22 protein-coding genes, 1 pseudogene and 1 riboswitch are annotated in these 23,353 nt (G+C 71.7%); of the genes and pseudogenes, 11 read left to right on the forward strand and 12 right to left on the reverse strand.

Annotated features, from left to right (window positions below; genetic code table 11):
- Window positions 1–160 precede the first annotated feature (160 nt).
- The 3 genes from frr (at window position 161) to KK483_RS26335 (ending at window position 3,113) form a co-directional block, all read left to right on the forward strand.
- Window positions 161–718: a ribosome recycling factor gene (gene frr, locus KK483_RS26325; protein ID WP_262007691.1), complete on the forward strand. Its 558-nt coding sequence runs from the start codon at window positions 161–163 to the stop codon at window positions 716–718.
- Window positions 718–1,845 (forward strand): phosphatidate cytidylyltransferase, encoded by a 1,128-nt coding sequence (locus KK483_RS26330; RefSeq protein WP_262007692.1) that lies wholly within the window; start codon window positions 718–720, stop codon window positions 1,843–1,845. Before frr ends, KK483_RS26330 begins: the two co-directional genes overlap by 1 nt.
- A 329-nt stretch (window positions 1,846–2,174) precedes the next feature.
- A complete protein-coding gene (locus KK483_RS26335) occupies window positions 2,175–3,113 on the forward strand; it encodes an endonuclease/exonuclease/phosphatase family protein (RefSeq protein WP_262007693.1) in 939 nt (312 codons plus the stop codon).
- Here the strand turns inward: KK483_RS26335 and KK483_RS26340 are convergent.
- The 3 genes from KK483_RS26340 to KK483_RS26350 form a co-directional block, all read right to left on the reverse strand.
- Window positions 3,110–4,042 (reverse strand): aminoglycoside phosphotransferase family protein, encoded by a 933-nt coding sequence (locus KK483_RS26340; RefSeq protein ID WP_262007694.1) that lies wholly within the window; start codon window positions 4,040–4,042, stop codon window positions 3,110–3,112. The two genes, KK483_RS26335 and KK483_RS26340, sit on opposite strands and share 4 nt — an antisense overlap.
- A gap of 31 nt (window positions 4,043–4,073) precedes the next feature.
- A complete protein-coding gene (locus KK483_RS26345; RefSeq protein WP_262009826.1) occupies window positions 4,074–4,217 on the reverse strand; it encodes a hypothetical protein in 144 nt (47 codons plus the stop codon).
- 95 nt (window positions 4,218–4,312) lie between these two features.
- Entirely contained in the window at window positions 4,313–4,657 is a 345-nt protein-coding gene (locus KK483_RS26350; RefSeq protein ID WP_262007695.1) for a DUF6233 domain-containing protein, read from the reverse strand.
- A 152-nt stretch (window positions 4,658–4,809) separates the two neighbouring features.
- Here KK483_RS26350 and rlmN point away from each other — a divergent pair, with 152 nt between their 5' ends.
- The 4 genes from rlmN to KK483_RS26370 all read left to right on the forward strand — a co-directional run bounded on the left by rlmN (window position 4,810) and on the right by KK483_RS26370 (window position 9,974).
- Window positions 4,810–5,916, forward strand: a complete 1,107-nt coding sequence (rlmN, locus tag KK483_RS26355) for a 23S rRNA (adenine(2503)-C(2))-methyltransferase RlmN (protein WP_262007696.1) — start codon at window positions 4,810–4,812, stop codon at window positions 5,914–5,916.
- Between the two features lie 30 nt (window positions 5,917–5,946).
- Window positions 5,947–6,057, forward strand: a riboswitch (TPP riboswitch).
- Between the two features lie 82 nt (window positions 6,058–6,139).
- Entirely contained in the window at window positions 6,140–7,267 is a 1,128-nt protein-coding gene (locus KK483_RS26360) for a thiamine ABC transporter substrate binding subunit (protein ID WP_262007697.1), read from the forward strand.
- Window positions 7,268–7,320: 53 nt separating this feature from the next.
- Window positions 7,321–8,946 (forward strand): iron ABC transporter permease, encoded by a 1,626-nt coding sequence (locus tag KK483_RS26365; RefSeq protein ID WP_262009700.1) that lies wholly within the window; start codon window positions 7,321–7,323, stop codon window positions 8,944–8,946.
- On the forward strand, window positions 8,946–9,974 hold the full coding sequence (locus tag KK483_RS26370; RefSeq protein ID WP_262007698.1) for an ABC transporter ATP-binding protein: 1,029 nt from the start codon (window positions 8,946–8,948) through the stop codon (window positions 9,972–9,974). The genes KK483_RS26365 and KK483_RS26370 overlap by 1 nt, the downstream gene beginning before the upstream one ends.
- A 37-nt stretch (window positions 9,975–10,011) precedes the next feature.
- On the opposite strand, the gene KK483_RS26375 is transcribed toward KK483_RS26370, so the two are convergent.
- The 5 genes from KK483_RS26375 to KK483_RS26395 all read right to left on the reverse strand — a co-directional run bounded on the left by KK483_RS26375 (window position 10,012) and on the right by KK483_RS26395 (window position 15,184).
- The gene (locus KK483_RS26375; RefSeq protein WP_262007699.1) at window positions 10,012–11,163 is read right to left on the reverse strand and encodes an LOG family protein; all 1,152 of its coding nucleotides are present in this window, start codon (window positions 11,161–11,163) and stop codon (window positions 10,012–10,014) included.
- 50 nt (window positions 11,164–11,213) lie between these two features.
- Window positions 11,214–12,368 (reverse strand): hypothetical protein, encoded by a 1,155-nt coding sequence (locus tag KK483_RS26380; RefSeq protein ID WP_262007700.1) that lies wholly within the window; start codon window positions 12,366–12,368, stop codon window positions 11,214–11,216.
- The gene (locus KK483_RS26385) at window positions 12,350–13,078 is read right to left on the reverse strand and encodes an ABC transporter ATP-binding protein (protein ID WP_262007701.1); all 729 of its coding nucleotides are present in this window, start codon (window positions 13,076–13,078) and stop codon (window positions 12,350–12,352) included. The genes KK483_RS26380 and KK483_RS26385 overlap by 19 nt, the downstream gene beginning before the upstream one ends.
- Before the next feature lie 241 nt (window positions 13,079–13,319).
- Window positions 13,320–14,708 carry an aspartate aminotransferase family protein gene (locus KK483_RS26390; protein ID WP_399014965.1) on the reverse strand — a complete coding sequence of 463 codons (1,389 nt, stop codon included), beginning with the start codon at window positions 14,706–14,708 and terminating at the stop codon, window positions 13,320–13,322.
- Window positions 14,693–15,184: an Lrp/AsnC family transcriptional regulator gene (locus KK483_RS26395; protein WP_262007703.1), complete on the reverse strand. Its 492-nt coding sequence runs from the start codon at window positions 15,182–15,184 to the stop codon at window positions 14,693–14,695. The genes KK483_RS26390 and KK483_RS26395 overlap by 16 nt, the downstream gene beginning before the upstream one ends.
- A gap of 202 nt (window positions 15,185–15,386) precedes the next feature.
- Between KK483_RS26395 and KK483_RS26400 the strand changes: the two genes are divergently transcribed.
- From KK483_RS26400 to KK483_RS26415, 3 genes and pseudogenes are all read left to right on the forward strand, one after another.
- Window positions 15,387–16,826 (forward strand): gamma-aminobutyraldehyde dehydrogenase, encoded by a 1,440-nt coding sequence (locus KK483_RS26400; RefSeq protein ID WP_262007704.1) that lies wholly within the window; start codon window positions 15,387–15,389, stop codon window positions 16,824–16,826.
- Between the two features lie 275 nt (window positions 16,827–17,101).
- Window positions 17,102–18,286: a PotD/PotF family extracellular solute-binding protein gene (locus KK483_RS26405; RefSeq protein WP_262007705.1), complete on the forward strand. Its 1,185-nt coding sequence runs from the start codon at window positions 17,102–17,104 to the stop codon at window positions 18,284–18,286.
- Window positions 18,287–18,639: 353 nt separating this feature from the next.
- Window positions 18,640–19,158 (forward strand): annotated as a pseudogene (locus tag KK483_RS26415) (hypothetical protein); the annotation flags it as partial.
- 117 nt (window positions 19,159–19,275) lie between these two features.
- On the opposite strand, the gene KK483_RS26420 reads toward KK483_RS26415, so the two are convergent.
- Genes KK483_RS26420 through KK483_RS26430 form a run of 3 tightly spaced genes read right to left on the reverse strand, consistent with a single transcriptional unit; the run spans window position 19,276 to window position 21,801 of the window.
- The gene (locus KK483_RS26420) at window positions 19,276–20,052 is read right to left on the reverse strand and encodes an SAM-dependent methyltransferase (protein ID WP_262009701.1); all 777 of its coding nucleotides are present in this window, start codon (window positions 20,050–20,052) and stop codon (window positions 19,276–19,278) included.
- Between the two features lie 5 nt (window positions 20,053–20,057).
- Complete coding sequence (locus KK483_RS26425; protein ID WP_262007706.1) at window positions 20,058–20,765, reverse strand: glycerophosphodiester phosphodiesterase; 708 nt, start codon at window positions 20,763–20,765, stop codon at window positions 20,058–20,060.
- Between the two features lie 10 nt (window positions 20,766–20,775).
- Window positions 20,776–21,801, reverse strand: a complete 1,026-nt coding sequence (locus tag KK483_RS26430) for an adenosine deaminase (RefSeq protein WP_262007707.1) — start codon at window positions 21,799–21,801, stop codon at window positions 20,776–20,778.
- Between the two features lie 108 nt (window positions 21,802–21,909).
- Here KK483_RS26430 and KK483_RS26435 point away from each other — a divergent pair, with 108 nt between their 5' ends.
- Window positions 21,910–22,650 carry a DUF4190 domain-containing protein gene (locus tag KK483_RS26435; protein ID WP_262007708.1) on the forward strand — a complete coding sequence of 247 codons (741 nt, stop codon included), beginning with the start codon at window positions 21,910–21,912 and terminating at the stop codon, window positions 22,648–22,650.
- A gap of 121 nt (window positions 22,651–22,771) precedes the next feature.
- Here KK483_RS26435 and KK483_RS26440 read toward each other — a convergent pair whose 3' ends face one another.
- Window positions 22,772–23,338: an NADAR family protein gene (locus tag KK483_RS26440; RefSeq protein WP_262007709.1), complete on the reverse strand. Its 567-nt coding sequence runs from the start codon at window positions 23,336–23,338 to the stop codon at window positions 22,772–22,774.
- Window positions 23,339–23,353: the final 15 nt, after the last annotated feature.

Here is a 23,353-nt window from a genome sequence, read left to right on the forward strand (position 1 = left end):
CCGCCCCCGTGCGCGGGGACGGGCCACCGCCCCGAGAGGGGATGGACAAAGCCCTGCCGGTCGGACACCGTGCAGGGGAACGCGCCGCCAAGATTCGCCGGCCTCGTACGGACCGATACGCGTACACGCCGGGCCTACTCAAGACACGCAGGAGCAAGTGGTGATCGAAGAGACCCTCCTCGAGGCCGAGGAGAAGATGGAGAAGGCCGTCGTGGTCGCCAAGGAGGACTTCGCCGCGATCCGCACCGGTCGTGCGCACCCGGCGATGTTCAACAAGATCGTGGCCGACTACTACGGCGCGCTGACGCCGATCAACCAGCTGGCCTCGTTCTCGGTGCCGGAGCCGCGGATGGCCGTGGTGACCCCGTTCGACAAGAGCGCCCTGCGCAACATCGAGCAGGCGATCCGCGACTCCGACCTGGGCGTCAACCCCAGCAATGACGGCAACATCATCCGGGTGGTGTTCCCCGAGCTCACGGAGGAGCGCCGCCGCGAGTTCATCAAGGTCGCCAAGGGCAAGGCCGAGGACTCCCGGATCTCGATCCGCTCCGTGCGCCGCAAGGCCAAGGAGACCATCGACAAGCTGATCAAGGACGGCGAGGTCGGCGAGGACGAGGGCCGCCGTGCCGAGAAGGAGCTCGACGACACCACCGCGAAGTACGTGGCGCAGGTCGACGAGCTGCTCAAGCACAAGGAAGCCGAGCTGCTCGAAGTCTGATGAACGACTCCTCCTGGGGGGCCCCGCCGCGCGCGGGCTACAGCCCCGGTTACTGGGGGCCGCCCCGCCAGGGGGCCGCCCCGGCGGGTCCCGCCTACGATGAGCGTGTCGCCCAGCACACTCGGCCCATGCCCATCGTGCCGGACGATCCCGACGCAGGTAGAGACGCAGAAGACCGCGACGACCGCGACCGGGGGGCCGCTCGGTGGAGCGGTCCCCTGTTCCGCGACGAGATGCCGCAGGAGCCCATGCCCACCCCCCCGCCGCCTGCGGCGTCCGAGCCGCCGCAGCCCTCACAGCCGCCGCAGAAGAAGCGTGCCGGCCGTGATCTGCGGGCCGCGATAGGGGTCGGCGCCGGGCTCGGTGCTGTGATCATCGCCGCCCTCTTCGTCGTCAAGGCCGTCTTCGTCGGCGTCATCGCCGTCGCCGTGGTCGTCGGCCTGTGGGAGCTCACCTCCCGGCTCGACGAGCGCAAGGGGATCAAGGCGCCGCTGGTGCCGCTCGCCGTCGGCGGGGCGGCCATGATCGTCGCCGGCTACGTCCGCGGTGCCGAAGGTGCCTGGGTCGCCATGGCCTTCACCGCGCTCGCGGTGCTCGTCTGGCGGATGACCGAACCGCCCGAGGGCTACCTCAAGGACGTCACGGCGGGGCTGTTCGCCGCGTTCTACGTGCCCTTCCTGGCCACCTTCGTCGCGATGATGCTGACCGCCGACGACGGGCCGCAGCGGGTGTTCACGTTCCTGCTGCTGACCGTGGTCAGCGACACCGGCGCGTACGCGATCGGCTGGCGCTTCGGCAAGCACAAGCTGGCTCCGCGCATCAGCCCCGGGAAGACCCGGGAGGGTCTCGTCGGGGCCGTGACCTTCGGCATGGCGGCGGGCGCGGTCTGCATGCCGCTCCTGATCGACGGCGGCACCTGGTGGCAGGGGCTGCTCCTCGGCCTCGCGGTCGCGGTCAGCGCGACCCTCGGCGACCTGGGTGAGTCGATGATCAAGCGGGACCTCGGGATCAAGGACATGGGCACGCTGCTGCCGGGGCACGGCGGCATCATGGACCGGCTGGACTCGCTGCTGCCGACGGCACCGGTCGTCTGGCTGCTGTTCGTGCTCTTCGTAGGGTCCGGCTGAGCCGGTCCTGATCCTGCACAGGGGCTCGTCGTCCACGGGACGGCGGGCCCCTCGCGTTGTGCGACGCCCGCGGGCCGCCCCGACACCGGCACCGACATCCCCGCCGACCTCGCGGAGGTCCACGAGTCGCTGCCGCCGCTGATGTGACCCCGAGCGGAGCCCGAGCCTGTGGTCCGCAACCCGAGCCTCCGGTGGTGCGTCGTACGAGGCACGTCGCGCTCATGACCGTGGGGTGACGAAGGGCCTGGGCGGATGGGAGGGACCTGGTGGAGCGGGCGAACAGCTCTGTGGCGCCGGATCGGCCGACTCCGGCGCTCCGGTCGTGGGCCGTGGGAGGCCGGTCGCGCTGGGCACGCGGGCGGATCGTCGCGTCGCTCGCTGTCCTCACCGCCGGCTTGCTGGCCTGCCACTCGGCTGTGCCCAACGTCCTGGGCGGCGCCGGCAGCCTTCTGGAGACGTTCCTGCCCTGGCTCGGGCCGGCCGTTGCGCTGCTGCTCGTCCTCGCCCTGCTGCGCCGCTCGGCCGTCGCGCTGGTGGCTCTGCTGCTGCCCGCGGCCGTCTGGGGCGAGCTCTTCGGCGGGATGCTGCGGGCCGAGGAACGCGGCCCGCACGACATCGTCGTGCTTCAGCACAACGTCAGTGACGAGAACGCCGACCCTGCGGGCACCGCGAGTGCGCTGATCGAGTCCGCACCGGATCTCGTGGCTCTGGAAGAGCTGACCCCCTCCGCGATGCCGATCTACGAGGCGGCCCTGGCAGCGGACTATCCCTACCGTGCGGTCGAGGGAACCGTCGGGCTCTGGTCGAAGTACCCGCTGTCGGATATCCGGCCGGTGGACATCAAACCGGAGGGGATCAAGGAGGAATGGAGCCGCGGGGTGCGCTCCACGGCACGTTCCCCATGGGGCGACATCGCCGTGTACGTCGCCCACCTGCCCTCGGTCCGCGTCCGATGGAACGGCTTCAGCTCCGGCCGGCGGGACGAAAGCGCCGGACTGCTGGGCGCGGCCATCGCCGCCGAGCAGCTGGACAGGGTGATCCTGCTCGGTGACCTCAACAGCACGCTGGACGATCGAGGGCTGGCCCCGGTCACCTCGCGGACGGGCTCCGCCGAAGGGGACTTCGCCTTCAGCTGGCCCGCACGTCTTCCCGTGGCCCGGATCGACCACGTCATGACCCGCTCGGCGACCGTCACCGACGTATGGACCCTGCCCGCCACCGGCAGCGACCACCTGCCGATCGCCGCCGGCATCGAGCTCACGCCCTAGACGCGCTCCGTGAGCAACTCGGCCAGGCGGTCGGCGAATTCGGTGAGCCTGGCCAACCGCGATCCGCCGCGGGCGATCCGGAATCCGTGACGGCGGCCCCAGAACGCAGCCTGGACGGCATGGAACTGGGCCCAGCGCTGGACGCGCGCGCGATCGACTTCCGCGGCTTCGGCGAAGACGTCCAGAACGCGGTGGACGGCCTTGCGCAGGTCGTGTGCTTCGAGCACCGTCAGCGCGCGTGTCTTGAGCAGCGTGCCGCCGTCGTAGGCGGGGTCTCCCGCGTACCCCTTGGGGTCGACGGCCAGCCATGGCTCACGGTCGGCGCGCAGGATGTTCCGGGCGTGGAGGTCGCCGTGGATCAGGGTGTCCGGCTGGTCGCGGCCCAGCTCGTGAACGGTGGCAACGGCGGCGTCGACCACGCGACGCGTCAGCGCATGGGGCAACTCCCCGGCGTCCTGGCGCAGCTGCTCCTCCCAGCCGTCGGCCTGTTTCCGCAGCCGGGGCAGGCCGGGCGGCGCGGGGACGGCCAGTCGGTGGCTGATCCGTCCCGCGACAGCCACGACCTCGTCGGCGTCCTCGACCTCCGCCAGGGTCGACGTCCGGACGCGTTCCAGGAGCATCGCGAAACGCGTGTCGTCGCGCTCGTGCAGCAGGACGGCCCCGCGCCCGCCCCACGCCGCGAACGCGTCCGGTTCATGGACGTTGCCGGGATGCGGAAACGACACCTTGAGGACAGAGGTTCCCTCGACCGGCCGTCGCACGGGAACGACGACCCCGACACCCCCGTGCATGACCGCGCCGTCCGGGACACACCCCCAACGCCCCAGCAGCTCGTCCACGATCCCGGGCAGCTCGGCGAGCCACGCCGCTCCGGCCCGCCCCTCACGCTCGACGGTGCTCCGCGCGAATGCCTCCGGTACCGCGATCATCCGGGCACCCTACGCGCCGGCCCGTCGCCGGTCAGCCCGCGCCGTACTCGTGCGGTCGCCCGCCCTGCCACTCCACCCACTGCGGGTCGTCCAGCAGGTCCCACGCCTCGGGGAGGCCCGCGCGGCGCAGGAACTCGACCAGGTCGGCGTCGCTGCGGGCCAGGCCGGCGGTCACGGTGCGGATCGTGACCCGGCGGCCGCGGGTGCCCGTCGCGCGATGTACGAAGACCGGCGCGGTGCCCGTGCCCCCCGGCCGCGGTGCTTCGTGGTTCACAGCACACCCAGGTCATTGTCGGGGCGGCAGTACGGGCAGGCGGCGACGCCGTCCTCGGTGAGGGCGCGGAGGGCCTGCTCGCGGGTCAGGACCTTCGTGGACGTGCCGGCCATACCGCAGTCGTTCCCGTGGACGGGGTCCGGCGCGGGCCCGCCGCCCGCCCGTCGCACCGAGAGCTTCCAGCCGGGCTCGGGTGAGGGCAGCGCTCGCGACGCCCGTACGGCCGCCGCCGCCTCCTTCCGCTCCAGCTCCGCGACGGTCTCGTCGGTGCGGCACAGCTGCCGGACGAGCCATTCACGGACACTGTGCAGACGCTCCAGACGCGACACTTTTTCGGACACGGGTTCGATTCTAGGTGCCAGGTGGCCCCCAGTGACAGCCCGCCCGAGCGGGGCGCTCGTCGAAGCGCCGGACGGCGACAACGCCCGCCGAGCCGGGCCGTCCGACCGACGCCACCGGGCCACCGGATTCCGTCTGCGACACTGGATGCACCATGCCCAAGCCCGGAGAACTCACTTTCGTCGCCCCGCGCGGAGCCAAGAAGCCCCCGCGGCACCTCGCCGACCTCACGCCCGCCGAGCGCAAGGAGGTCGTCGCCGCGATCGGCGAGAAGCCGTTCCGCGCCAAGCAGCTGTCGCAGCACTACTTCGCGCGGTACGCCCACGACCCCGCCCAGTGGACCGACATCCCCGCCGCCGCGCGCGAGCGGCTCGCGTCGGAGCTGCTGCCCGATCTGATGTCCGTCGTCCGGCACATCTCCTGCGACGACGACACCACCCGCAAGACGCTGTGGCGGCTGCACGACGGGACGCTGGTCGAGTCGGTGCTGATGCGCTACCCGGACCGGGTCACGATGTGCATCTCCTCGCAGGCCGGCTGCGGCATGAACTGCCCGTTCTGCGCCACCGGCCAGGCCGGGCTCGACCGGAACCTGTCGACCGCCGAGATCGTGCACCAGATCGTGGACGGCATGCGGGCCCTGCGTGACGGCGAGGTCCCGGGCGGCCCCGCCCGGCTCAGCAACATCGTCTTCATGGGCATGGGCGAGCCGCTCGCCAACTACAAGCGGGTCGTCGGCGCCATCCGCCGGCTCACCGACCCCGAGCCGGACGGGCTCGGCATCTCGCAGCGCGGGATCACCGTCTCCACCGTCGGCCTCGTCCCGGCCATGCTGCGCTTCGCAGACGAGGGCTTCAAGTGCCGTCTCGCCGTCTCGCTGCACGCCCCCGACGATGAGCTCCGCGACACCCTCGTGCCCGTGAACACGCGCTGGAAGGTCCGGGAGGTGCTGGACGCCGCCTGGGAGTACGCGGAGAAGTCCGGCCGCCGGATCTCCATCGAGTACGCGCTCATCCGCGACATCAACGACCAGGCGTGGCGCGGTGATCTACTCGGTCGGCTCCTCAAGGGCAAGCGGGTCCATGTCAACCTGATCCCGCTCAACCCGACGCCGGGCTCGAAGTGGACGGCCTCGCGCCCCGAGGACGAGAAGGCGTTCGTCGAGGCCATCGCCGCCCACGGCGTGCCGGTGACGGTCCGGGACACCCGGGGGCAGGAGATCGACGGAGCGTGCGGACAGCTCGCCGCTTCCGAGCGTTGACCCCCGTGTAATCTGAGTCGAACAATTCTCATAATCCGACAGGGGAGCGCCACAGCGCTGAGAGTGCGGTGACCGTCAGACCGCAGACCCTCTGAACCTCGCCCCGGTCATTCGGGGTAGGAAGTTCGGACGTTACTCAAGCTGTTGCGCCCTGCCCGGATCCCGAACGCGGGACCCGGGCAGGGCCGCGTCTCTTCCTGGCCACCCCCAGGAGGACATCTCAGTGAGCACCACGAGCACCACGAGCACCACCAGGAACACCAAGCGGCTCGCCGCAACGGCGCTCGCCGCGGCCCTGGGCGTCAGCGCCCTCGCGGCCTGCGGGGGCGCGTCCGACGACGCCGCCTCCGGTTCCGGTTCCGGCAAGGGCTCCAAGACCGTGACGCTTGTCAGCCACGACTCCTTCAACGCCACTCCGGCGGTGCTCAAGGAGTTCACCGAGCAGACCGGCTACACGGTCAAGGTGCTGAAGAGCGGTGACGCCGTCGAGGCGCTCAACAAGGAGATCCTCACCAAGGGCTCCCCGCAGGGCGACGTCTTCTTCGGCGTCGACAACACCACCCTCTCCCGCGCCCTCGACAACGGTCTCTTCACGCCGTACGAGGCCAAGGGCCTGGACCGGGTCCCCGAGAGCGCCCAGCTCGACAAGGGCCGGCACCGGGTCACGCCCGTCGACACCGGCGACATCTGCGTCAACTACGACAAGAAGTACTTCGCCGACAAGAAGCTGGCCCCGCCGGTGACCCTCGACGACCTGGCGAAGCCCGCCTACAAGGACCTCCTCGTCGTCGAGAACGCCGAGCGCTCCTCGCCCGGCCTCGGCTTCCTCCTCGGCACCGCCGCCGCCTACGGCGACGAGGGCTGGCAGGACTACTGGAAGAAGCTGAAGGCCAACGGCGTCAAGGTCGTCGACAGCTGGGAGCTCGCCTACAACCAGGAGTTCTCCGGCTCGGCGGGCGGCAAGGCCGCCAAGGGCGACCGGCCGCTCGTCGTCTCGTACGCCTCCAGCCCGCCCGTCGAGGTGCTGTTCGCGAAGCCGCAGCCCAAGGAGGCGCCGACCGGGGTCGCGACCGGCACCTGCTTCCGCCAGACCGAGGCCGCGGGCCTGCTGAAGGGCGCGAGGAACGAGGCCGGGGGCAAGGCCCTGCTGGACTTCCTGATCAGCAAGAAGTTCCAGGAGGACATGCCGCTCCAGATGTTCGTGAACCCGGTGGTGAACGACGCCGAGGTGCCCGCGCTCTTCACCGAGTTCGGTGCCGTGGTCGACAAGCCGCAGACCATGGCGCCCGAGAAGATCGCCGACAGCCGTGACCAGTGGATCCAGTCGTGGTCCTCGCTCGTCCTGAAGTAGAAGCGACCGAAGCGGGCAGGACACTCCGCGGGAACGCGGCACGGCTCGCCCTGATGGCCGTGCCCGCCGCGTTCTTCGCGGTCTTCTTCGCCTACCCCGTGACCGCGATCGTCGGCCGCGGGTTCACGGCGGACGGGGCCTGGCGGTTCGGCCGCATCGGCGAGGTGCTGACCCGGCCGGAGATCGTGGACGTCCTCTGGTTCACCCTCTGGCAGGCGCTCGCGTCCACCGGGCTCACGCTGCTGCTCGCGCTCCCCGGCGCGTATGTCTTCGCGCGCTTCGACTTCCCCGGGAAGCAGGTGCTGCGCGCGGTCGTCACCGTGCCGTTCGTGCTGCCGACCGTCGTCGTCGGCACCGCCTTCCTCGCGCTGCTCGGCCGCGGCGGGCTCCTCGACGAGCTGTGGGGCGTACGGCTCGACACCACGGTCTGGGCGATCCTGCTCGCCCATGTCTTCTTCAACTACGCCGTGGTCGTACGGACCGTGGGCGGCCTGTGGTCGCAGCTCGACCCCCGCCAGGAGGAGGCGGCACGGGTCCTCGGAGCCGGACGGTTCGCCGCCTGGTACCGCGTCACCCTGCCCGCGCTGGCCCCGTCCGTGGCCGCGGCCGCGCTGATGGTGTTCCTCTTCACCTTCACCTCCTTCGGCGTCGTGCAGATCCTCGGCGGACCCGCCTACTCCACGGTCGAGGTGGAGATCTACCGGCAGACCGCCGACCGCCTCGACCTGCCGACGGCCGCCGTGCTCACGCTGGTCCAGTTCGCGGCAGTCGGCGCGATCCTCGCCGTGCACGCCCGGACCGTACGGCGGCGCGAGAGCGCCCTGAGACTCGTCGACCCGTCCCTGGCCGCGCACCGGCCGCGCGGCGCGGGCCAGTGGACGCTGTTCGCGGGGGTCCTCGCCACGATCGTGGTGCTGATCCTGGCGCCGCTCGCGGTACTGGTCGAGCGGTCGTTCGCGGGGGCCGGCGGCCCAGGCACCTACGGAGCCGGCTTCTACCAGGCCCTGCGGTCGGTCGAGGCGAGCGGCGGCACCTTCCTCGTACCGCCGCTGGAGGCGGTACGGAACTCCCTCCAGTACGCGCTCGCGGCCACCGCCATCGCCCTGCTCGTCGGCGGGCTCGCGGCCGCCGCGCTCACCCGCAGGGCCGGCAGGCTCGTACGGGGCTTCGACGCGCTGCTGATGCTGCCGCTCGGGGTCTCCGCCGTGACCGTCGGCTTCGGCTTCCTCATCACCCTCGACGAGCCACCGCTCGATCTGCGTACCTCATGGATCCTGGTGCCGCTCGCCCAGGCCCTGGTCGGGGTGCCGTTCGTGGTCCGCACCATGCTTCCCGTGCTGCGGGCCGTCGACGCACGGCTGCGGGAGGCCGCCGCCGTCCTCGGCGCGTCTCCGCTGCGGGCCTGGCGCGAGGTCGACCTGCCCCTGGTGCGACGGGCGCTCCTCGTCGCCGCCGGATTCGCCTTCGCCGTATCGCTGGGCGAGTTCGGGGCGACCGTCTTCATCGCCCGGCCGGACAACCCGACGCTCCCGGTGGCCGTGGCCCGGCTCCTGGGTCGCCCCGGAGAGCTCAACTACGGCCAGGCGATGGCCCTTTCGACCATTCTCATGCTGGTCTGCGCGACGGCGCTGCTGCTGCTCGAACGCATCCGGCCCGACCGTTCCGCCGGGGAGTTCTGATGCTGACGCTGGACGGTGCGACCGTACGGTTCGGGCGGCGGGCGGCGCTCGACGCGGTGGACCTGGAGGTGGCCGACCACGAGATCGTCTGTGTCCTTGGGCCCAGCGGCGGCGGCAAGTCCACGCTGCTGCGGGCCGTGGCCGGACTCCAGCAGCTGGCCGGCGGCCGGGTGCTGCTCGGGGGCGCCGACCAGGCGGGCGTGCCGGTGCACCGCCGCGGGGTCGGGCTGATGTTCCAGGACCACCAGCTCTTCCCGCAGCGGGACGTCGGCGGCAACGTGGCCTTCGGGCTGCGGATGCACGGGGTGCCCAGGGCCGAGCAGACCCGGCGCGTGGAGGAACTGCTGGAGCTCGTCGGGCTCCCGGGCGCCGGGCGGCGCGCCGTCGCGACGCTCTCCGGGGGCGAGCAGCAGCGAGTCGCCCTCGCCCGAGCGCTCGCGCCGCGCCCCCGGCTGCTGATGCTCGACGAGCCGCTCGGCCAGCTCGACCGGACGCTCAGGGAACGACTCGTCCTCGAACTGCGCGGGCTCTTCGAGCGGTTGGGGACGACCGTGCTCGCCGTGACGCACGACCAGGGCGAGGCTTTCGCGCTCGCCGACCGGGTCGTCGTCATGCGGGACGGGAAGGTCGCGCAGAGCGGCACACCGCGCGAGGTGTGGCAGCGGCCCGCCTCCGAGTTCGTCGCCCGCTTCCTCGGCTTCGACAACGTAGTGCCCGCGACGGTGGCCGGTGAGGCGGCGGACACGGTGTGGGGCAGGATCCCCGTCCCGGCGGGCTCGCCCCAGGGCGCCTGCCGGCTGCTGGTCCGTCCGGCGGCGGTGCGGATCGGGCCGCCGACGGAAGGGCTGAGGTGCGCGGTGGAGTCGCTCACCTTCCGCGGGCACCACGTGGCGGTACGGGCGCGGCCCGTGGGCGCGCCCCCGCTGGAGGCGGAGTGCGGGCTGCGGGAGGCGCCGGAGGTGGGGACGCAGGTCGGCGTCGCGTTCGCGGCGGAGGACGTGGTGGTGCTGGCGTCGGAGGAGGGCTGAGGGCTGAGGGCGGGGGCCCTGTGGCGTGCCCCGGTCCTCAGGCGCCGGACGGGCCGGCCGGCTTCAGCCGTGACAGCGCCTCCGGGACCTCGTCCACCGAGTCGACGAGCGCGATACGGGTCTCCATCGCGCGGTCGGCGGCCAGGGACCGCAGGAGCGGCCAGGCCGGCAGCTTCTCCGTCCAGTGGGCGCGGTCGACCAGGACCATGGGGGTCGGCTCGCCGCGGGACCCGTAGTAGTTGGGGGTGGCGTTGTCGAAGATCTCCTGGACCGTGCCCGCCGCGCCCGGCAGGAAGACCACGCCGGCGTTGCAGCGGGCGAGGAGGCCGTCCTCGCGCGTGGCGTTGGCGAAGTACTTGGCGATGTGGTCCGCGAAGGGGTTCGGCGGCTCGTGGCCGTAGAACCAGGTGGGGATGCCGATCGATTCGCCGCCCTGCGGCCAGCGCGCACGCACCTCGAAGGCGGTGGTGGCCCATTCGGTGATCGAGGGGGTGAACGAGGGGGCCTTGGCGAGGATTTCGAGTGCCTCGTCGAGCATCTCGTCGGCGTGCGGGGCCGCGTACGCGCCCAGGTTCGCCGCCTCCATCGCGCCGGGGCCGCCGCCCGTGGCCACGATCAGCCCGGTGCGGGCGAGCTCGCGGCCGAGCCTTGCCGCCCCCGCGTATGCGTCCGAACCCCGGCCCATGGCGTGGCCGCCCATGACGCCCACCACCGGGACGCCGTCGAGCAGTTCGTCGAGGGCGTCCGAGACGGCGTCGTCGTGGATGGACCGCAGCATCGACGCGTATATGTCGCGGTCGGCCTTGGTCTCCTGGAACCACTCGTAGGTGAGCGCGTCGCGGGTGATCTCGTAAACGCCGTCGGCGAGCCCCTCGAACAGCTCGCCGGGGGAGTAGAGCAGGCCGCGGTACGGATCGAACGGCAGGTCCGGGATGGGCGGGAAGACCAGCGCGCCGTCGGCGCGGACCTTGGCGGCGGCGTCCGGCTCCATGGCGCAGCCGAAGAACAGCGTGCCGGTGGTGTCGGCGGAGAGCAGCGCGAAGGTGCGGCCGGTCAGATCGACCGACTGGACCCGGTGTCCCGCGAGGGTGCCGCGCTCGGCGACCCGGTCGAACTCCTCGATGGTCTCGATCTCGCGGTCGTCGTCGTGCGACGAGCCGAGCCTGCTCTTCCGCTGTCCCTGCGCCATGCCGCACCACCTTAGGCCCTGCCGGCGAACCGGAGTCCGCCGGGCCCGGGTCAGCGCCGCAGCGGCATCGCCGCCAGTTCCGCCACCGCCCAGGTGAGCGGAGCGAAGACCGCCAGCAGGACGACGGCGCGGAGCAGGACCGATGCGCGCAGGAGGGTGGCGGGGGCGGCCAGGTCCCGCAGCCCCGCCCGTGTGACCGCGCGGGAGTGCTTGGCCTCCAGGGCGGAGACGAGCAGCGTCGCCGTCGTACAGGCCAGGACCAAGGTGGCGCCGAGCGGGGTCAGTTCGCCGAACGGCCGGGGGCCGCCCCTCGGGCCGGAGAGCGCCGAGGCCGCGATCAGGGCGGAGGCGACGGCGCAGACGACGCCGAGCGGCCGGCCGAGCCGGGCCGCGTCGTCCATCAGGGCGCGGCCGGCGAGCAACCGTACCGCCCCGGGGCGCAGCGACTGCAGCACGCGCCCGCACACGTACACGATGCCGGGGCCGGCCATGGCCAGTCCGAGCGCGGTCAGCGCCCAGCCCATGAGCACCCCGCTCGGCGGGTTCCCGGTGAGGGCGCCGCCGGCGGCGGCTCCCCCGTACCCCTCGACCGCGAGGCCCGCGGCGGCGAGGGCCACGCCCCACGGCAGCCCGCCGGGCCCGGCTCCGGTGCGGGGTGCGGGGTCCTCCTCCTCGTATCCGGCGTCGGCCCTGGCCCCGCGTGGGCGCAGCGCGAGCGCTGCCGCGCCCGCGGCCGCCACCGGTACGCACGCGAGGAGGGTGAGCGCCGCGCCCAGCGGCAGCGGCCGCCCCGCGAAGACGAGCCGGGCCGCGGCCCCGTCGAACGGCATCCCCGTCAGATCACCCCGCAGGTGCAGGAACACCAGCAGCGCCGCCATGCTGCCGAGCGTGCAGGACACGGCGGTCGACACCGCGGCGAGTGCGGAGAGCCGCACGGGCCCGAGCCCGATCGCGGACAGCCCCTGCCGGGGCCGGGTGCTCGGGTCGGTACGCGCCACGGCGACCGCGAGGTGCACGGTCGCGGCGAGCGGCACGAGGCACCACAGCAGCCGCAGCGGCGCCTCGGGGGAGGGCTCCGACTGCGCTGCCGCGCCGGCGAGCGTGTAGAGCAGCAGAAAACCGACACCCCCCGATGCCGCGACGACCATCAGCCGCCGCAGCAGCACCAGGGGGCGGGTGCCGCGGGCTAGACGGAGAGCGAGCACGCGGCCCGGCCTTCCGCGTCGGCCCCGTGGAGGGAGTTGACCCGCCGGCCGTCGACCAGTGACACCGTGCGGTCGGCGAGCGTCGCCACCTCCGGGTCATGGCTGGCCAGGATGAGGGTGATGCGGTGCGAGCGGGCCGCGGTGGTGAGCGTGCGCAGGACCTGGGCGCGGTCCGTGGTGTGCAGCGTGGCGGTCGGCTCGTCGGCGAACAGCACGGCGGGCGTGGTGACGAGGGCCCGGGCGAGGGCGACGCGCTGCCGCTGGGACTGGAGCAGCGCACGGGGCCGCTTGCGCGCGCACGTCCCGATGTCGAGCCGCTCCAGCCACTCCACGGCGGCGGCCCTGGCGACGCGGTGGGACGAGCCGCGCAGCAGCAGCGGCAGGGCGGCGTTCTCCCAGGCGTTGAGTTCGGGGACCAGCTGGGGCTCGGGGCCGATCCAGCCGAAGCGCTCGCGGCGCAGCCGTTCGCGCGTGAGCGAGCCCATCGTGTGGACGGGGCTGCTGTTGAACCAGACCTCGCCCTGCTCCGGCACGATCTGGCCGGAGAGACAGCGCAGCAGCGTGGTCTTGCCGCAGCCGCGCGGGCCGTTCACGGCGAGGATCTCCCCCTCACGCACGCCGAGGGAGACTCCGGCGAGCGCGGGCGAGCCGCTCAGGGAGTGATGCAGGGAGCGCGCCCAGAGCACATCGTTGTCCGGCGGGGCCACCATGGCGTACACCTCGGTTCAGATCCGTTGGTTCCCTTCCCCCGTACGGGGGAACGACGTCGAGCCCGATCGGTCACAGCACCGTAGGGACTCGGAACCGGGTGTGCGCACAGCACGCGGCCCGGATGCACCCCTTCTCACTCGAAGGGGTGCATCCGGGCCGTGAAGGACCGGCTCCGGACGATCCCATGGCTGTCCGGAGCCGGTCGGTCGAGGACCCCGTCCGGGGCTCGGTCGTGTCTTCCTAGAGCTTCGTCCAGGCCTCCGTCAGGACCGAGCGCAGGATCTGCTCGATCTCGTCGAAGGTGGACTGGTCGGAGATCAGCGGCGGGGCCAGCTGGACGACCGGGTCGCCGCGGTCGTCGGCGCGGCAGTACAGACCGGCGTCGAAGAGCGCCTTGGAGAGGAAGCCGTACAGGACGCGCTCGGTCTCCTCCTCGTTGAAGGACTCCTTGGTGTGCTTGTCCTTCACCAGCTCGATGCCGTAGAAGAAGCCGTTGCCGCGGACGTCGCCGACGATCGGCAGGTCGTGCAGCTTCTGCAGCGTCGAGAGGAACGCGCCCTCGTTGTCGAGCACGTGCTGGTTGAGCTTCTCGCGCTCGAACAGTTCGAGGTTGGCGATGCCCACGGCCGCGGAGACCGGGTGGCCGCCGAAGGTGTAGCCGTGCAGGAAGGTGTTGTCGCCCTTGTAGAACGGCTCGGCGAGCCGGTCGGAGACGATGCAGGCACCGATGGGGGAGTAGCCCGAGGTCATGCCCTTGGCGCAGGTGATCATGTCCGGCACGTAGCCGAACTTGTCACAGGCGAAGGTCTTGCCGAGCCGGCCGAAGGCGCAGATGACCTCGTCCGACACGAGCAGCACGTCGTACTGGTCGCAGATCTCGCGGACCCGCTGGAAGTACCCGGGCGGCGGCGGGAAGCAGCCGCCGGCGTTCTGCACCGGCTCCAGGAAGACCGCGGCGACGGTGTCGGGGCCCTCGAAGAGGATCTCCTGCTCGATCTGGTCGGCGGCCCAGCGGCCGAACGCCTCGGGGTCGTCGCCGTGCAGCGGGGCGCGGTAGATGTTGGTGTTCGGCACCTTGTGCGCGCCGGGCACCAGCGGCTCGAACGGGGCCTTCAGGCCCGGCAGGCCGGTGATGGACAGGGCGCCCTGCGGGGTGCCGTGGTAGGCGACCGCGCGCGAGATGACCTTGTACTTGGTCGGCTTGCCGATGAGCTTGAAGTACTGCTTGGCGAGCTTCCAGGCGGTCTCGACCGCTTCGCCGCCGCCGGTGGTGAAGAAGACCTTGTTCAGGTCGCCGGGGGCCTCGTTCGCCAGCCGCTCGGCCAGTTCCACCGCCTGCGGGTGGGCGTACGACCACACGGGGAAGAACGCGAGCTGCTCGGCCTGCTTGGCGGCGACCTCGGCGAGTTCCCTGCGTCCGTGGCCGGCCTGCACCACGAACAGGCCGGCGAGGCCGTCGAGGTAGCGCTTGCCCTTGTCGTCGTAGATGTAAGTGCCCTCACCACGGACGATGGTGGGAACGGGCGAGTTCTCGTACGACGACATGCGGGTGAAGTGCATCCACAGGTGGTCGTAGGCGGACTTCGAAAGGTCGCTGCGGTCCTTGCTCACGGCTATCGGGTTCCCCACATATAGGTCTGCTTCTTGAGCTTGAGGTAGACGAAGCTCTCGGTGGAGCGCACACCGGGGAGGGTGCGGATGCGCCGGTTGATCACTTCCAGCAGGTGGTCGTCGTCCTCGCAGACGATCTCCACCATGAGGTCGAACGAGCCCGCCGTCATCACGACGTACTCGCACTCCGACATGGCAGTCAGTGCGTCGGCCACCGGGTCCAGGTCGCCCTCGACGTTGATCCCGACCATCGCCTGGCGCCGCAGACCCACGGTGAGCGGGTCGGTGACGGCGACGATCTGCATCACGCCCTGATCGAGCAGCTTCTGGACGCGCTGCCGGACGGCCGCTTCGGACAGGCCCACGGCCTTGCCGATCGCGGCGTACGGACGGCGTCCGTCCTCCTGGAGCTGCTCGATGATCGCCAGGGAGACGGCATCGATCGTCGGGGACGATCCGCTCCCGGTCCTGGAGTCTGTGCTTCGACTTGCCACGCCCACACTGTGCACCGGAGTCGTCGATACCGCAACCCGTCAGCGATGAAATTCGTTGTTCTCGGCTTCGAATCTCACCGATTTCGAAGTCGAGGGGGGTCGGGCCTGTCGAAAGCGTCGCCTGGCGGGCTAGCCTGGGCGGCATAGGCTCGTGGGTGGGGTGAGGGCGTCTCACCCATCGGACATCTGAGGAGGGGTGGCTGTGACCACCGAACTGCGTCGTCTGCGCAATTACATCGACGGGGAGTTCCGGGACGCCGCGGACGGGCGGACCATCGAGGTGGTCAACCCGGCCACCGGCGAGGCGTACGCGACGTCGCCGCTCTCCGGTCAGGCGGACGTCGACGCCGCCATGGCCGCCGCCGCCGCGGCCTTCCCGGCCTGGCGCGACACCACGCCCGCCGAGCGCCAGAAGGTCCTGCTGAAGATCGCGGACGCCTTCGAGGAGCGGGCCGAGGAGCTGATCGCCGCCGAGTCCGAGAACACGGGCAAGCCGATCGAGCTCACCCGCACCGAAGAGATCCCTCCGATGGTCGACCAGATCCGCTTCTTCGCGGGCGCGGCGCGGATGCTGGAGGGCCGCTCGGCCGGTGAGTACATGGAGGGGATGACCTCGATCATCCGCCGTGAGCCGGTCGGCGTCTGCGCCCAGGTCGCGCCGTGGAACTACCCGATGATGATGGCGGTGTGGAAGTTCGCGCCGGCGCTGGCCGCGGGCAACACCGTGGTGCTGAAGCCCTCGGACACCACCCCGGCGTCCACCGTCCTCATCGCCGAGATCATCGGCTCGGTCGTGCCCAAGGGCGTCTTCAACGTCCTGTGCGGCGACCGCGACACGGGCCGCATGATGGTCGAGCACCCGGTCCCGGCGATGGCCTCCATCACCGGCTCGGTACGGGCCGGCATGCAGGTCGCCGAGTCCGCGGCCAAGGACGTCAAGCGCGTCCACCTGGAGCTGGGCGGCAAGGCGCCGGTCGTCGTCTTCGAGGACACCGACATCGCGAAGGCCGTCGAGGACATCTCGGTGGCGGGCTTCTTCAACGCGGGCCAGGACTGTACGGCGGCGACGCGCGTGCTCGTGCACGAGTCGATCCACGACGAGTTCGTGGCGGCGCTCGCGAAGGCGGCCAAGGACACCAAGACCGGGCAGCCGGACGACGCGGACGTGCTCTACGGCCCGCTGAACAACGCCAACCAGCTCAAGCAGGTCTCCGGCTTCGTCGACCGGCTGCCGGCGCACGCGAAGGTGGAGGCGGGGGGCCACCAGGTCGGCGACAAGGGCTACTTCTACGCCCCGACGGTCGTGTCCGGGCTGAAGCAGGACGACGAGATCATCCAGAACGAGGTCTTCGGTCCCGTCATCACGGTCCAGTCCTTCCGCGACGAGGAGCAGGCGCTCGAGTACGCGAACGGCGTGGAGTACGCGCTGGCCTCTTCCGTGTGGACGAAGGACCACGCGCGGGCGATGCGGATGTCCAGGTCGCTGGACTTCGGCTGCGTGTGGATCAACACGCACATCCCGCTGGTCGCGGAGATGCCGCACGGCGGCTTCAAGAAGTCGGGCTACGGCAAGGACCTGTCGGCGTACGGGTTCGACGACTACACGCGCATCAAGCACGTGATGACGTCCCTGGACGCGTAGCACCTCCGGGTAGCGCCTCCTGCGGGCAGGGGCCGAGGGGTCCCGGGGGCGCTGCCCCCGGGACCCGTACCACGGGACTCTGCCTCGCCTCCGCCCCCGACTCCGCCCTTCGGCGCCCGGTGGCCCCGAACTCCCCTACGCCCCCACGGGCGTGGGGAGCGGGCGCGGCTGCTTCACGCGCTCGTCCGGCGATCGACACGATGTCGCGTCCTGTGCCGGGTGCTCGACGCAGCGTCCATTGCCGCGGGGGCGGGGCGCTCGGCATCCTGCCGGACATGCCGGCGACGACGACGTACCCACGTGCCCGCTTCTCCCGCCGCTCCGTGCTGACCGGAGCCGCGGGGCTCCTGCTCGCGGGCTGCGGGGTGCCCGCGGCCTACGTCGAGCCGGGGGACCGCGCGCGACGCGATCTCTCCCGCCGCGACAAGCGGCTCGACTTCGCCAACTGGCCGCTGTACATCGACACGGACGACGAGGACGAGTCCCGGCGCCCCACCCTCGACGCCTTCACCGACCGCACGGGGATCTCCGTCCGCTACACCGAGGAGATCAACGACAACGACGAGTTCTTCGGCAAGATCAGCCCCGCGCTGATGAACCACCAGGAGACCGGCCGGGACCTCATCGTCGTCAGCGACTGGATGGCCGCCCGCTTCGTCCGCCTCGGCTGGGTCCAGGAGATGGACCGCGCCCGGCAGCCGAACGTCGCGGGACACCTTGACCCGCAGCTGCGCCGCCCCGCCTTCGACGAGGGACGGCGGCACAGCGTGCCCTGGCAGTCGGGGATCACCGGCATCGCGTACAACCGGCGCGAGCTCGGCCGGGAGCTCCGGAGCGTCCGGGACCTCTGGGCCGCCGACCTGCGCGGAAAGGTGACGCTGCTCTCCGGGCTCGACGAGTCCTTCGCCCTCCTCATGCAGGGCGAAGGCGTCGACATCACCCGCTGGACCGCCGACGACTTCCACACCGTGTGCGACCACGTCGAGAGGCTGGTCGCACAGCGGCACATCCGCCGCTTCACCGGCAACGACTACATCAAGGACCTCTCCACCGGGGACGTCCTCGCCTGCCAGGCGTACTCGGGCGATGTCATCCAGCTCCAGGCGGACAACCCCGACATCGAGTTCGTCGTGCCCGAGGAGGGCGCCGAGCTCTGGGCCGAGTCCCTGATGATCCCGAACCTCGCACGGCACAAACGCAACGCCGAAGCGCTCGTGGACCACTACTACGAGCCCGAAGTCGCGGCCGCACTCGCCGCCTGGGTCAACTACGTCTGCCCCGTGCCCGCCGCGCGCGACGTCCTCGCCGACTCGGACGACGAGGAACTCGCGGCCCTTGCCGAGGACCCGCTCATCTTCCCCGACGGTGCGATGCGCCGGCGTCTCGCCATCGCACGCGACATCACCTCCGAGGAGCGGACGGACTTCACGAAGCGGTGGAACGGGATCGTCGGCCTGTAGCGGACTCCGATCAGGCCGACCGTCGACCCGCTTGTCACCCATGGACCGTTCGCCGCCCGGGCGGTGCACGAAGCCAGGCCGTCGACGGGCGCGAATTCCCCGTCGTCGTCGGCGTGATGGGTGCCGACGTCGCCGCGGCCGCGGTCACCGGGCGGGGTTCCGGCGGCCGGTCCGGCGTCGACCAGGGCACGCTGAGCGGCTTCGGGCCTCACCCCTGCTCGTCGTCCCGTTCACGCTCCGGGCGCGGGGCCGGCTGCGTCGCCCGGGCGTGCTGCGTCCCACCCGGGCGCGTGATGCGGTCGCCGGGCGACCCCGGTTTTTGAACGCGTTCATGCCGGGCGTACGCTGCGGGCATGAGCGAGCGAAGAGCGCTGCTGAGGCGCATACGCGTGTGGCTGGTCGTGTTCATCGTCTGCCTGGTGGCGAGCGGGCTGACTGCCTTCCCGCTCGTCACCGAAGTACGCCTTGCCGACGCCGCGTTGGGGTCGTGGGCCGCCCCGGCCGGCGACGCCCTTCCGGCAGCGGCGGAGTGGATCGAGCGGGTGCGGCAGGGCCTTGACGCCGCCGACGAGCAGTACCCCTTCCTGCTGTACGGCACCGACTGGCTGGCCTTCGCCCACCTCGTCATCGCCGTCGCCTTCTACGGTCCGTACCGCGATCCCGTGCGCAACATCTGGGTCATCGAGTTCGGCATGATCGCCTGCGCCGGAATCATCCCGCTCGCGCTGGTCTGCGGACCGATCCGGGGCATCCCCTTCTGGTGGACGGTGATCGACATGTCCTTCGGGGTGTTCGGCGTGATCCCGCTGCTCGTCGTCCGGCGCATGATCAAGCGGCTGGAAGCCATGGCAGCCATGGAGGCCACAGCAGCCGGGCAAGCCGCGCAAGCCGCGCAAGCCGGGCAAGCTGGGGAAGCTGGGGACGCCGTGCAAACGGGAGGAGCCGGAGAAGCCCTGGAACGGCCGGCGGTCTGAGGCGGGGCGCCGCCGCTACGGTTTGCGGGCCACCGCGCCGAACTGCGCGACCTCCGGGTCAGGATCGCCCTCGGCACGCCAGCGCGAGCAGGAGACGATGCCGGGGTCGAGCAGGTCGAGGCCGCCGAGGAAGCCGGCGAACTCGGCGCGGCTGCGTGCGGTGATGGGCGGTGTCGCGTTCTCGTTCCAGAACGCCATCGCCTCGGCGTTGCCCTCGCCGCCCAGCTCCAGCGTGGGGTGGGTGACGGCGAGATGGCTGCCCGACGGTATGGCGTCCATGATGTGGCGGACGATCGCCGTGGCCTTCTCCGTCTCGATGATGAAGTTGAGGATGCCGAGCATGATCACCGCGACCGGCTGCGAAAGGTCGAGCGTGGGCTTGACCGAGCTCAGGATGTCGTCGGGGCGATGGGCGTCCGCGTCGATGTACGCGGTGCGGCCCTCGGGGGAGCTGGTCAGCAGCGCGCGTGCGTGGGTGAGCACGATCGGGTCGTTGTCCACGTACACGATCCGCGACTCGGGCGCGATGCGCTGGGCGACCTCGTGGGTGTTGTCGACGGTCGGCAGGCCGGTGCCGATGTCCAGGAACTGCCGCACCCCCGCCTCGGCGGCGAGGTACGTGACCGCGCGGCCGAGGAACGCCCTGTCCGCGCGGGCGACCTGGCGGATGCTCGGGAACAGCCCGGTCACCTGGTCGCCGACCTGACGGTCGATCTGGTAGTTGTCCTTGCCGCCCAGCCAGTAGTTCCACACGCGGGCGTTGTGCGCGATGTCGGTACGGATCCTGTCCATCTCGGTCACGCGGAGCGTCCTTTCGCTGCGAGGTGCGTGCGGAGTACGGAGGCGAGGGTGTCGACGCGGTTGGTGGTGATCGCGTCGACGCCGCTGCCGACGAGGCGGCGCATCGTACGGCGGGTGTCGGCGGTCCAGGCGGAGAGCAGATACCCGTCCGCGTGGACGCGGTCGGCGAGCTCCCGGCTCACCAGGCCGAAGCGGTAGTTGAGCCAGCGCGGCCGCAGGGGGGCCAGCAGGCTGGGGCGGGGCGGGGCGAGCGTCGTCCAGGTCAGGGCGATCTCCGCGCCCGGGTAGGCGGCGCGCACCGCGAACAGGGCGCCCACCCCACCGGTGTAGTAGACCCGCTCACCCGCGCCGCATTCGCGCACCGTACCCACGATGGCCCGGACCGCCGCCTCGTCCGCGCCCGGAAGGTCCAGCATCAGCCGGTGGGCGCCCACCGCGATCAGCGCCTCGCGCAGGGTGGGCACCCCGCCGTACGTCAGCTCGGTCAGCTGCTCGTGGCTGAGCCGGGCGAGCGGGCGGTCGTGGCCCCAGAGCCGCTTGAGGGTCTCGTCGTGCAGCAGCACGGGCACCCGGTCGCGGGTCAGCCTGACGTCGACCTCCACGGCGTCCGCACCCCGCTCGATCGCGGAACGCAGCGACGCGATCGTGTTCTCTCGCGCGACGTACGGGTCGCCGCGATGCGCTACGACAGTGACGGCATCCATGGGCCCGACCTCACCCCGCCAGCCACTGCTCGGTGTACGCGTCGATCTCAGCGGCGATCCGGGCCTTGCCGGCCGGGTCGAGGAACGACGCCTCCACCGCGTTCTTGGCGAGCGCGGCGACGCCCCGCTCGTCCAGGTCCAGGAGCCGGGCGGCGACCGCGTACTCGTTGTTGAGGTCGGTGCCGAACATCGGCGGGTCGTCGCTGTTGATCGTCACCAGCACTCCGGCGGCGACCATCTCCTTTATGGGGTGCTCGTCGAGCGTGGCGACGGCCCGCGTCGCGATGTTGGAGGTGGGGCAGACCTCCAGCGGAATCCGGTGCTCGGCGAGGTGGGCCAGCAGCTTCGGGTCCTGCGGGGCGCTGGTGCCGTGGCCGATGCGCTCGGCGCGCAGCTCGTTGAGGGCGTCCCAGATGGTGCCGGGCCCGGTCGTCTCGCCGGCGTGCGGAACGGACCGCAGCCCGGCGGCGATGGCCCGGTCGAAGTACGGCTTGAACTGCGGCCGGGGCACGCCGATCTCGGGCCCGCCGAGGCCGAAGGAGACCAGGCCGTCCGGGCGCAGGTCGACCGCGAGCCGCGTGGTCTCCTCGGCCGCGTCGAGCCCCGCCTCACCGGGGATGTCGAAGCACCAGCGCAGGACCACGCCCAGCTCGGACTCGGCGGCCTTGCGGGCGTCCTCGATCGCCTCCATGAAGCCCTGCGCGGGAATGCCGCGGCGGGTCGAGCTGAAGGGCGTGAGGGTCAGCTCCGCGTAGCGGATGTGCTGACGGGCCATGTCACGGGCCACCTCGAAGGTCAGCAGCCGGACGTCCTCGGGGGTGCGGACGAGGTCGACGACCGACAGGTACACCTCGATGAAGTGCGCGAAGTCGGTGAACGTGAAGTAGTCGGCGAGGGCGGCCGGATCGACGGGGACCTTGGAGTCCGGGTGCCGGGCGGCCAGTTCGGAGACGATGCGCGGCGAGGCGGAACCCACGTGGTGGACATGCAGCTCGGCCTTGGGCAGGCCCGCGATGAAGGGCTGGAGATCGGTCATCGGGGTCCTCCGTGTGTGCCGGTGCATACGTCAGGGATCATCGTAGGCGGGGTGGGTGCCGTGCGTGTGCGCCCGTAGCATGACGGAATCACGATGGGGGAGGGCCCAATGGCAGACCAGAGCGACCAGAGGCCGGACGGACACCGGACCGGCGACCCGTGGGCACCGCCCGAGCGCAGGGCGTCCCAGCCCCAGGACCGGGTGGAGCTCGGCAAGGCGACGCCGGACGCGCAGCAGGGCCGCCCCACCGTGCACGACCAGCCGACGGTGGCGTCGATGCCGTCCGCCGGCACCGGCGGCGCCGCTCCGCAGGGGGTGGACCCCGGTGCCGTACCGCCGCCGCCGACCGCCCCCGGCGGACCAGCGCAGCCCGCCCCCGGCCCGTACGGCTACCCGGCCGCGACCGCCACGCCCGGCTACGGCTATCCGGGCACGCCCGGCACCCCGGACGCCGGCACACCCGGCTACGGCTACCCGGGATACCCGGGCTACCCCGGCTCCTCCTGGGCCATCGGCCCGGCGCCGCAGAACGGCATGGGCACGGCCGCGATGGTGCTCGGCATCCTCGCGCTCTGCCTCGGCTGGTGCTACGGGATCTTCGGGCTGATACTCGGCGTCCTCGCGCTGATCTTCGGCATCCTGGGCCGCAAGCGGTGCCGGCGCGGTGAGGCGAACAACAACGGCCAGGCCCTGGCCGGGATCATCCTCGGCGCCATCGGCATGGTCGTGGCCGTGTGCTTCATCGCGCTCTACGTCTGGATCTTCGCGAACGCCGACGAATGGGAAGAGAGCGGCATCGACGACGACCCCTGGGCGACCACCCTGGTCGTCGGCGCGGCACCCCGCTGACGGACAGGCGGCACCCCGCTGACGGACTGACGGACTGACGGACTGACGACAGACGGACAGACGGACAGACGGGACGGACGGACCGTCCGGGCGGCCCCGCACCGCCCGGACACCCGCCTGCTCAGCCCTCCCGGGACCTCAGCCGCTCCCGCGCCTCCATCAGCGCGAACCCCAGCAGATTCAGCCCGCGCCACAACGCCGGGTCCTGGGCCCGCTCGTCATCCGCCGCCAGCCCGATGCCCCACACCCGGTCCATCGGACTCGCCTCCACCAGCACGCGGTCCCCGGTCGAGAGCAGGAACTCCCGCAGGTCGGCGTGGTGGGCGAACTTGTGCACATTGCCCTCGACCACGATGCCGAAGCGCTCGCGCTCCCATATCTCGCCGCTGAAGCCGCGCACCAGCCGGCCGGCCTTCTTCGCCAGCGCCGGATTCGCCGCCCCGACGGCCCTGCGCTCCGCCTCCCCGTCCCCGAAGACACGGGCCTTGCCCGCCATCATCCAGTGCTCCGCCGTCGCGTATTCGATGCCGTCCACCGTGAACGGCGCCGGCCACCACTGGCTGAGACAGCCGGCGCCGATGGTGCCGTCGCGGCGCGGCGTGTGCCCCCAGAAGTGCAGATACCTGATCGTCCCGCCCCCGCCGATCCGCTCGATCAGCGCCTCCGTGTACGCCCTGTCGCTCCCCATGCACGCGAGTCTGGC

The organism is Streptomyces sp. FIT100 (genome assembly GCF_024584805.1).
Classification (GTDB): domain Bacteria; phylum Actinomycetota; class Actinomycetes; order Streptomycetales; family Streptomycetaceae; genus Streptomyces.

Coding starts and splice junctions, on each gene's coding strand:
- rlmN (WP_262007696.1), top strand. CDS start 4,810: ATGCCCAAGCCCGGAGAACTCACTTTCGTCGCCCCGCGCGGAGCCAAG.
- KK483_RS26365 (WP_262009700.1), top strand. CDS start 7,321: ATGGCCGTGCCCGCCGCGTTCTTCGCGGTCTTCTTCGCCTACCCCGTG.
- KK483_RS26440 (WP_262007709.1), bottom strand. CDS start 23,338: ATGGGGAGCGACAGGGCGTACACGGAGGCGCTGATCGAGCGGATCGGC.
- KK483_RS26425 (WP_262007706.1), bottom strand. CDS start 20,765: ATGGATGCCGTCACTGTCGTAGCGCATCGCGGCGACCCGTACGTCGCG.
- KK483_RS26340 (WP_262007694.1), bottom strand. CDS start 4,042: ATGATCGCGGTACCGGAGGCATTCGCGCGGAGCACCGTCGAGCGTGAG.
- KK483_RS26385 (WP_262007701.1), bottom strand. CDS start 13,078: ATGGTGGCCCCGCCGGACAACGATGTGCTCTGGGCGCGCTCCCTGCAT.
- KK483_RS26405 (WP_262007705.1), top strand. CDS start 17,102: ATGCCGGCGACGACGACGTACCCACGTGCCCGCTTCTCCCGCCGCTCC.
- KK483_RS26430 (WP_262007707.1), bottom strand. CDS start 21,801: ATGACCGATCTCCAGCCCTTCATCGCGGGCCTGCCCAAGGCCGAGCTG.
- KK483_RS26370 (WP_262007698.1), top strand. CDS start 8,946: ATGCTGACGCTGGACGGTGCGACCGTACGGTTCGGGCGGCGGGCGGCG.
- KK483_RS26330 (WP_262007692.1), top strand. CDS start 718: ATGAACGACTCCTCCTGGGGGGCCCCGCCGCGCGCGGGCTACAGCCCC.
- KK483_RS26375 (WP_262007699.1), bottom strand. CDS start 11,163: ATGGCGCAGGGACAGCGGAAGAGCAGGCTCGGCTCGTCGCACGACGAC.
- KK483_RS26420 (WP_262009701.1), bottom strand. CDS start 20,052: ATGGACAGGATCCGTACCGACATCGCGCACAACGCCCGCGTGTGGAAC.
- KK483_RS26435 (WP_262007708.1), top strand. CDS start 21,910: ATGGCAGACCAGAGCGACCAGAGGCCGGACGGACACCGGACCGGCGAC.